We start from the raw sequence: 8823 nt of genomic DNA, 5'->3' as shown, positions 1-8823 counted from the left end.
ATTGATGAGGTCTCCTTGTTACTTTCAACGATTTTGGCCATAGCATCTTGTAACTTATCCATGATTTTAGTGGAATCTGTCATAACTTGATTAGTTCCTGTCATAAGCTGATCTGCTTGAGCAGCATTTTCAGCGTTCATTCTGGTCATAGAAGACAACTCTTCAAGGGAGGCAGCAGTTTCTTCTAAAGAAGAAGCTTGCTGTGATGCATTATCAGAAAGTGATTCGCTGCTTGACGCAGATAGGTGGGCAGCTTCACCGACATTCGCAGCACTTCTAGTAAGATGATCGATAATTTTATTGATAGGTGAGCTGACCATTCTGCTCATGAGCATTAAAATTATTGCACTAATAAACAATAAAAGGAATAAGGCCCCAGCGGACATAAAGAGCTGTAATTTTGATACAGTTTCGTCTAAATCGCTGAGATCAAAAGAGAGTGATAATGCTCCACCGACTTCCCCTTCCTTCCATAGCGGGTGACAACGAATACAGTCGGCGACAACCTCCTGAGGGGCTGAAATTTGTAGAACTGAACCCTTTTTCGACCATACAGGTTTTTGACTTTTCTCAAACTGTGCCATTACCTCTGGTTCAAGTCTTTGCTTCCCTTCGGCGCCATTAGAGGAAAGGTTGAGGGCACCAGTTTTGTCAAAGAGGGTTACTTCAATAACACCTTTGATCTCCTTCTGTCGGACAAGGAGTTTCTGAAAATTCTTCATTTGCCCCCTTTCCAATGATCCCTTAACACCGTCTTCAAGCGAGGTGAAAAGAGTCTGAACAGAATCAATATAAATTTTGTTCATCTGTTTTTCGACAAATCCATTTAACAAAACGATACCGGCAAGCAGTGAAACGGTGAGCGCAATAACGACGGCAATGATGACTCGATACGATACTGGCAATCTGTCTAAGAATTGATCTTTCATTCACTTTCCTCTTTAAATCTACATATTCAATGAAAGTAATAGTAACTAAAAGGCGCTTGCTACTCCTTGCCTTTTTTTGCTATCCGGTAGAATGGGAAATCTTTTTTGGCTGCAAAAATTGGTGAGGCACAGCCTATACAAGGAGCTTTGGCGCCAATACACCAACTTTGCCTCCCATTCCACCAACGGGTTGAGCAGTCAGCGTTGGTATCTGGCCCAATACAACCTAGTTTAAAGAGACACCCTTTTTCGCCAAGCTTTTTCGCAAATATCTCTTGCTGAAAATCATGATAAAGTGGACACAGCTCATGTACCTTTCGATCAAAAAACAGTTTAGGCTGGCCGTTAACCAGTTCTGGTAAACCAACCTGAACCAAGTGAACAATTGTTTTCCATACCCAATCTGGGTGAACTGAACAGCCAGGGATGTCAATTATCAGAGGGGATTTTCCCTTGCGCTTGTAAAATTCCTTGAGGCTTACTGCTCCGGTAAGATTCCCTTCAGCAGCAGGTATTCCGCCATGAGTTGCACAGGTCCCTATGGCAACAGCACCGACCATGGTTTTTGAGGCGTCAAGCAGATGCTCTGCAAAAGGTTTGTGGCCCATTACACAGGCCTCAGGCATGTCATATGGAATTGAGCCCTCAACAGCTAAAAAATACTCGCCAGCATTTCCACTAAGGTATTTCTCAATAAGCGCTAAAGCTTGTTTCCCCGAAGTTGCGGACATATCGGCATGAAAGGAGAGTTTTGAATACTCCGTAATCATGGTCACAGCGTTAGGTGTTTCGGCCTGCAACAATGAAATAGAACAACCAGTGCATGATTGCCCTTGCAAGTAGACTAACGTGGGCACAGCCCCATCAATTTTCTTCAGGGCTGCCAGCACAGGTGCTGGTAAATTGCCAACTCCAAAGGCAGCGCTTAGACATGCTGCCATTTTCAAAAATTTTCGTCGATCAAGATCAGGCATAATTTCCCCTTTCCAATCTATTCGTTATCAAAAAATGGCTTAGTGGACAGCACAACCAAGGCAAGGATCAAATGAGTGCACAATTCTATTTGCTTCTATCTGCTCGTCAGGCGTTTCTACGCGAGTTCCTATCAGAGCGGATTCAAGAGCACCTGGTTGGTCCCTATCATCTTTAGGAGAACAGTTCCAGGTGGTCGGCACAACGCATTCATATCTATCGATCTTGTAATTTTTTATATTGATGTAATGTAACAACGCACCACGTGAGGCTTCTGTAGCTCCAAATCCTTCACCTGATTCAGGCAATTCATAGTCGGCCATGGTTGGAGCCTTGGTGTCAATCCGTTCTGTTTCTTCAAGTAAAAAATCAGCAATTACAACGGCAGATATTGCGCGGCACAGATGTCTGCCAAGCACAGAGTTAAGGTTTTCAGCACCAATTCCTGCAACCCCGGCGAATTTATCAACAAGCTCCTTGATTTTTTGGTTATGACCTTGCGTATAGTCGACCATAATTCTTGCTGCAGGTCCAACCTCAATCACCTGACCTTTATAGCGTGGTGCCTTAACCCAAGTATATGCTGAGGACTTGTGTGGGGCGGGAGTTAAAGTCCCTTCTCGCACCTTGAGACCAGACGGTGATGAGTATTTAGAATATTTAACATCTTCCTTGATAGCTTCAAAATCAACTTTCTCTAAGGCGCCGTTCAAAAGCACCCCCGGAGCAAACAACCTTTTGCTGTCCAACTCTGGCCCAAGCGGCAGAAGCCCAAACGACATAAAGCCTCCCTTGCTCTTACCTATCTCCCAGTACTCAGGGAATCCCTGAGCAACTGCGAGAATATCGGGGATATATTTTTGGTGGATGAACTCTTTAACTTCACGGATCAGCGACCGGTATGAGGAAATGTGATCAATGCTAGGATCCTGGGTGCAACCTCCAGGAAAAATTGCTGTAGCATGCGGAAATTTGCCACCAAAAATTGCTGAGGCTTTGTTGGCTTTTTGCTGAATTTCTAAAGACTCGATATAATGTTTTAAGGCGCCAATATTCAGATCAGTGTCTTCAATATATTTTCCAGAAAGGCGTGGCAAAAAAGGTGTTGCCGGAAAGGGCTTACCCGAGGCCACCTCAAACTTAACCCAATCTCTCAATTTGACCAGGTCAGAATCAGATCCCGTGTATTTTAGGATGGCTGTAACGTCAACAAAGTCTAAGGCTGAAAGTTGGTAAAAATGTAGTAGGTAATCATAGAGGTGGTTAGCACCCTGTATAAGATTATGCATGATACGACCATTAGCGGGCACGCTTAGGTTGTAAGCATTCTCCTGAGCATAGGAAGAAGCAATGGCATGTGCGTAAGGGCATACCCCACAAATACGCTGAGTGATTTGTTGGGCATCTAATGGGTCTCGTCCCCGTAAAATAACTTCAAAGCCGCGAAACATTTCGCCAACGCTTCGCGCCTCTGTAATTATGTTATCTTCAACTGTCGTTTGAATGCTCAGGTGTCCCTCAATACGGGTAATAGGGCCAATATCTACTTTCATAGTTTTTCCTTATGAACTCATGTTTTCTTCATTCAACTCAACTTCACACCTTTTAGGAGGGGTAAATTTCTATTTGCACAGGATTAATTCTATATTTTTTTAACACTTTGAGTCAAATTATTTTAAATCTTCACCTAAAACACTCATTCAACACCCTTTTAAAAACCAAATCAGGATTTTTTTTTTGATGTAGTTATTTTTTGCAGGACTCTGCTGGCCAACTGTGATATATGTAGGCCATGCAAACACCAATTATTATCCAAGGCCGCACTCTCACCGCCAAAGACATTACTACCATACAGGATCTCAGGAGACAAAATCCGTCGTGGAGCCGATACCGGCTAAGCCGTGAACTTGCCACACTCTGGGATTGGCGGAACAGCAATAACCAGCTCAAGGACATTGCCTGCCGAAGCCTCCTACGGAAACTCGCAGATAAGGGTGTGATCGATCTCCCCGCACCTAGAATGCTTTCTCCAAACCGCTTTCGCCATCTGCCAGTCAAGCCGATTGAGCACGACACAACACCCGTTACGGAACCGCTTTCCTCTCTCCAGCCCTTGCAGTTACTCGATATCTCTTTAAAGAAGCACTCCGCCTTATTCGCTTGGCTGCTGGCCAAGTACCACTATTTGAGTTTCAAGCAACCAGTTGGAGAGAACATGGCCTATCTGGCTGCTGATCGCCATGGCCGCCCGCTCGCCTGTTTGCTATTCGGTTCAGCGGCCTGGAGTTGTGCGGCACGCGACCAGCATATCGGATGGAACGTCAACCAGCGCCGTGAACGGTTAAAGTTCCTAACCAACAACCATCGATTTCTTGTCCTGCCCTGGGTACAGGTTCCATGCCTGGCGAGCCACTTGCTTGGCATGATTACCAGACGGCTCAGCAAGGATTGGCAAGCCAAGTACGGCCACCCAATCTTGCTGCTTGAGACCTTCGTGGATCATCGTTTTCAGGGCACATGTTATCGGGCGGCCAACTGGCTTCGCCTGGGTCAGACGACTGGTCGTACCCGCAACGGCCAGCTTATCCCCACCGCTCCGATTAAGGATATCTATGCTTACGCCTTACACAATCAGGCACTGAAGAGGCTGCGTAATGAATAGCGACGAACTACTCAAACAGGTAAGCAAGGTCGACATCCATCAGGTTGGCTTTCACCCGGTCAGCCTCCGGAGCCTCCAGGGTCAAATCTTTATTCGGAGCCTCCGGCGGAGCCTCCGGGGTCAAATCTTTATTCTTGACAACAAGCGGAGCCTCCGGGAGCCTCCGGGGTCAAATCTTTATTCTTGACAACAAGCCTGGGTGCCATGCGCGGTGTCGAAAATCTTTAGGTGTCTGATTCTATCTAAAAACCAATAGAAATCAGTTACTTTCATTCTAAGTTTTTGTCAACCCAAAATAGCCAGGTAAATAGGGGCACGCATGATAATCTCTCTCGAACTTTTCGAAATACAGCCGGCTGCTATATCATCAAGGGCATAGATATTCATTAATAACATTCTCAAATTCTAACTCTTTCTCTAATCAATTTTCCCTCGTGATGTTGATCGGGACAGTTCGACCTGCAGGGGTTTGCCGGAATCGAAATGCAGATCACGCTGCGGGAATGCGATGGAGATGCCTGCTTCCCTGAAATTCTCATCAATCATGAAGCGAAGATCGCTGGAGATACTTTGGATCCCCGCACTTTGCGTAACAGTGACCCAGAAATAAAGTTCAAAGACCAAGGCGTTGTCGCCGAATTCCCCAAACCAGACATTGGGCTCCGGACTTTTACGAACCTCTCCGTGTTCACCGGCAGCTTTGAGCAGCGCCTCTTTGACCTTGCGAGTCTCGGACCCATAGGCCACGCCGACCGTCACCTTACCACGGACGATATTGTCGTTATGGGTACAGTTGATGATGTTGTTCTCCAGAAAATAACTGTTCGGCACCAGAATGTGAATATTGGCTAGAGTTCGGACCATGGTGCAGCGGACGCCAATATCCTCAATCCAGCCTAGCTCGCTATCCATCATGATCAGGTCTCCTACCCGGATCGGTTGCTCAGCCATGATGATGAAGCCGCTGATGAAATTATTAATCAGTTTCTGGGCCCCGAATCCGATGCCGATGGCAATGGCGCCGCCCAGAAAGGTGAAGGCGGTCAGGGGAATATTCACGATCCGCATCGCGAAGATGATAACCAGCAGCAGAATCGTGTAATGGATCAATTTCTCGATAATAGCGGCCGAACTGGTGCTGATATGGAGACGAACCAGAAGTCTTCTCTGAACCAGGCGACTGAGAAAACCGGCCAGCACAAGACCGAAGATCAGGATGGCCAGGGAGATGGTGACTTTGCCCACTGTCAGGGCTTGATCGTCAACCACCAACAGTTCTGTTTTCCACCAACCCTGCATGGTGTCGATGATGTCCGAGGAGATTTTTATCAGTGATATCGAGCGCTGGACCCTTTCCAGTTCATCAATAAATTGTAGATTTAATTGACTGGTGTGAGTCAGGGCGGTAATAAAGTTGATAGTGCTTCCTGCCAGTTTTACCAGGGCTTGCTGTTGAGCGTTAAGATTGTTCTCTGCTTCCCGGCCCAATCCTTCCTGTTGCAGCTATTCTTCCAGTTTGCCGATTTGCAGTTGGAGGTTGGTCTGCCGCTCCTGCTCCAGGGAAATACTCTGTTGCAGCCTTTGACGGAGCCTTTCGGAGGTTTCTTTCAGGTCCGCAAAATCCTCACGGGGGATCTCCCCTTTGACCAGATCATAGCGTTGTTTCCAAAGCTGTTTTCTGGTCGTGAGTTGTTGAAGAATGTCTTCACTCTGTTCAAGTTTGATCCGCGAGGCCTGGCGCCATTGTTCCGTAACCAGCAGGTTGGCCTTTGCCCGGGACAGATCGAGGTCGCCTGAACTCTGTTCAACTTTCTATTGGGCCTTGGTCAGTTTGCGGTTGGCCTGGCGCAGCTCTTTCCTGAGCTCATCAACCCTGGCTTGCATCTCTTTCTTGCGCTCATCAATTAGCGCCAGTTGGTTTTCCAGATCTACCGGATCGAAATGGATGTTCTCCACAATTCTTGCGCTGATCTGCCGATAGAGACCGGTCTTGATTTCGAATAACTCAATTTCCTCTTTGACGTTGGCCATGATCTGTTCTTGGTTTTGGACCATAGCCTCCGCGAGAGCGGCCTCTCTTTCGGCCTGTTCAAGCAGCCACTGCAAGTTAACAACTTCCTTGCTGTCATTATTCTTGTCCAGATTTTCCTTCAGGGAGCGAACCTGGGCGCTGGCATTCTGGTAGCGTTCCTTGGCATCCTGGAGAATTTTTGCCGCCATCGATAATGACAAGCTGGCTGTTTCCAGGCTGTGCTTGCTCTCTGAGAGCTTGAGATTGAAATCGTCATGGAATTTCAGGGAGTACGGTGGAGCTACTTCGATTTCCATGGCCTCCCCGGTAGCGATCTTGTCCATGAGATCCTTTTTTTCAAGCAGCAGGGATTCATGCTTGTAAAAGGCCTGGAGCAGATGGCTGTAGAAGGCTCTGGTTTCCTGAAGAACTTCGGCTCTCTCGCGCAACTGCTCCAGACTGACGTTCAACCCTTTGGCGATATCTTCCTGTTCGGCCTCTGAAAAAATTTTGATTCGGGTCTGGAGTTCGTCAAGTATGAGCTGGATATCCTCAGCCTGAGGCTGAGTTTTGGCTGTCTCCTCTTCCAATGTCAAGCCTCTGTTCGCGGTCAGGGTCAGGCAACCGAGAATAAAAACCGCCAATAGCAGTCGATTTATTTTATGCATTTATTTTTTCTCATTATTTATCAGGCGGATACCTTGAAGATAGTCTGTGTTCGATTATAACCGAACCAGATCATCGTGTTCTTCGCCATTGGGATTGATGTGAATCATCACATCACCGACTTCGCTGAACTGTTCAAAAATACGTTTTTTTACTGTAGTTGCAATATCATGAGAAGCTTTGACTGTCATCTGCGGGTCAACGTCAAGTTTGAGATCAACTATAATATACTGGCCGGATCGTCTACCGCGAATCTCGTGAACATGATCTACGCCTTCAACTTGAAGGGCTATGCCGCTAATAGAGTTGATTGTCTCCGCCGACGGTTTGCCATCCATCAGTTCGTGGGCAGCACTCATGAATGTTTCATAGCCAATATGGAAAATAAATAAGGAGGTCAGTCCAGCCGCAATTGGATCCATAATCTTGAAACCAAAAAAGGCAGCAGAGACACCAATCAGAGTAGCTATCGAGGTCACAGCATCTTTACGATGGTCTTTTGCAATGGCGAGAACTGCAGGACTCCCCAACCCTTCTCCGACCGACATAGAAAAACGACAGAGTAACTCTTTGATTACAATTGTCACCACGGCGGCCAGGACTGCTATGAATTTGGGTTCTTGATATTCTCCTACCAGAATGGTCATTATCGACTGATACAAAATTGCTGCACCGGCCACAAAGATAACCACCGACACCAAAACGGCAGCTAAACTCTCGGCTTTGCCATGGCCATAAGGATGTTCCTTATCAAAAGGCTTGCGACCTATTTTCAGAGCAATAATCACTGCCGACAAGGCAACAAAATCAGAAAAACTCTCAACCCCATCAGCGAAAACGGCATCGGAGTTACCGAAATAGCCAGCCAGAAGCTTCATGATCATCAGAAAAGCGTTAGCCCAGAATCCTATCTTGATAATCCTATCAGCTCGATTGAATCTATCAGTCCTTTGCATGGTCTTATCCTTCCGCTAGACAAATTCGAGATATCCACCCTATACCCCAACTATATATTTTGAGGTAAGATCGAATAGTTACACTGAGTGGAAGTTTTTCACATTATAGTAGTGGATTAGGACTGAAATTACGAGTCGATTTCTAATTAGACCTGACTCTGCGACCTTTATTGCTTGTTCATGGTGAACTTCAGAAGGGAGAATGACTATAGGCTTTCTACGCCAGAGGTAAACGCCTCGATGTCGTGCTGATCAGTCAACGGCTCGGGTGGTGAAAACGTCATTCCTTCTCCCAAGGGGCGATGGTCTGCATCGTTTTACGCAAGCGCTCATTGGTCGGGGGGGGGCATATCCAGTAGTGCAAGAAATTTTGCATAGGCTTCCGGACTGGCTAAGATGAGCGACTGATCAAACAACGCCTCTTCTGCGGCTACCCGCACAGCGTCCAGAATGAAATCGGTACGGTTTTTTCCTCGTATTCGAGCGGCACGGTCTATAAAGCTCCGTTCCTCGGGCTTGATTCGGATATTCAACGTCTCACGTTTGCCGACAGCTTTGTTCAATGTTGGCATAAAAACCTCCTCTAGTTTTTTAAATATAGTGTCGCAATCATTATATCGAATAGCC

Annotated in this window: 8 protein-coding genes and 1 pseudogene; 2 read left to right on the top strand and 7 right to left on the bottom strand. The window is 46.5% G+C overall.

All coding sequences use genetic code 11. From position 1 onward, the window contains the following. From HQK80_05890 to HQK80_05880, 3 genes are all read right to left on the bottom strand, one after another. Positions 1 to 929 (bottom strand): chemotaxis protein (locus tag HQK80_05890; protein ID MBF0221745.1); only part of this gene is annotated, 929 nt, incomplete at its 3' end. 59 nt (positions 930 to 988) lie between these two features. Continuing rightward, positions 989 to 1903 (bottom strand): hydrogenase small subunit, encoded by a 915-nt coding sequence (locus tag HQK80_05885; GenBank protein ID MBF0221744.1) that lies wholly within the window; start codon positions 1901 to 1903, stop codon positions 989 to 991. A gap of 39 nt (positions 1904 to 1942) precedes the next feature. After that, positions 1943 to 3454: a nickel-dependent hydrogenase large subunit gene (locus HQK80_05880; GenBank protein ID MBF0221743.1), complete on the bottom strand. Its 1512-nt coding sequence runs from the start codon at positions 3452 to 3454 to the stop codon at positions 1943 to 1945. 239 nt (positions 3455 to 3693) lie between these two features. Here HQK80_05880 and HQK80_05875 point away from each other — a divergent pair, with 239 nt between their 5' ends. After that, complete coding sequence (locus tag HQK80_05875) at positions 3694 to 4563, top strand: DUF4338 domain-containing protein (GenBank protein ID MBF0221742.1); 870 nt, start codon at positions 3694 to 3696, stop codon at positions 4561 to 4563. Between the two features lie 417 nt (positions 4564 to 4980). Here the strand turns inward: HQK80_05875 and HQK80_05870 are convergent, their stop codons facing one another. Next, on the bottom strand, positions 4981 to 6051 hold the full coding sequence (locus HQK80_05870; GenBank protein MBF0221741.1) for a mechanosensitive ion channel: 1071 nt from the start codon (positions 6049 to 6051) through the stop codon (positions 4981 to 4983). Positions 6052 to 6060: 9 nt separating this feature from the next. On the opposite strand from HQK80_05870, the gene HQK80_05865 reads away from it, so the two are divergent. Continuing rightward, positions 6061 to 6360: a hypothetical protein gene (locus HQK80_05865; protein MBF0221740.1), complete on the top strand. Its 300-nt coding sequence runs from the start codon at positions 6061 to 6063 to the stop codon at positions 6358 to 6360. A 15-nt stretch (positions 6361 to 6375) separates the two neighbouring features. Here the strand turns inward: HQK80_05865 and HQK80_05860 are convergent, their stop codons facing one another. From HQK80_05860 to HQK80_05850, 3 genes and pseudogenes are all read right to left on the bottom strand, one after another. Continuing rightward, on the bottom strand, positions 6376 to 7242 hold the full coding sequence (locus HQK80_05860; protein ID MBF0221739.1) for a hypothetical protein: 867 nt from the start codon (positions 7240 to 7242) through the stop codon (positions 6376 to 6378). A gap of 54 nt (positions 7243 to 7296) precedes the next feature. Further along, positions 7297 to 8196, bottom strand: coding sequence for a cation transporter (locus tag HQK80_05855; protein ID MBF0221738.1), 900 nt, complete (start codon positions 8194 to 8196; stop codon positions 7297 to 7299). 280 nt (positions 8197 to 8476) lie between these two features. Further along, positions 8477 to 8768 (bottom strand): annotated as a pseudogene (locus HQK80_05850) (DUF1778 domain-containing protein). Positions 8769 to 8823 lie beyond the last annotated feature (55 nt).

The sequence above is a fragment of the Desulfobulbaceae bacterium genome, assembly GCA_015231515.1.
Classification (GTDB): domain Bacteria; phylum Desulfobacterota; class Desulfobulbia; order Desulfobulbales; family VMSU01; genus JADGBM01.
Note: the sequence above shows the minus strand (reverse complement) of the source record. Positions and strands in the feature narration are given on the sequence as shown.

What these genes read in the sequence shown, in the direction of transcription:
- HQK80_05875 (MBF0221742.1), top strand. Translation starts at nt 3,694, where the DNA reads ATGCAAACACCAATTATTATCCAAGGCCGCACTCTCACCGCCAAAGAC.
- HQK80_05855 (MBF0221738.1), bottom strand. Translation starts at nt 8,196, where the DNA reads ATGCAAAGGACTGATAGATTCAATCGAGCTGATAGGATTATCAAGATA.
- HQK80_05885 (MBF0221744.1), bottom strand. Translation starts at nt 1,903, where the DNA reads ATGCCTGATCTTGATCGACGAAAATTTTTGAAAATGGCAGCATGTCTA.
- HQK80_05880 (MBF0221743.1), bottom strand. Translation starts at nt 3,454, where the DNA reads ATGAAAGTAGATATTGGCCCTATTACCCGTATTGAGGGACACCTGAGC.
- HQK80_05860 (MBF0221739.1), bottom strand. Translation starts at nt 7,242, where the DNA reads ATGCATAAAATAAATCGACTGCTATTGGCGGTTTTTATTCTCGGTTGC.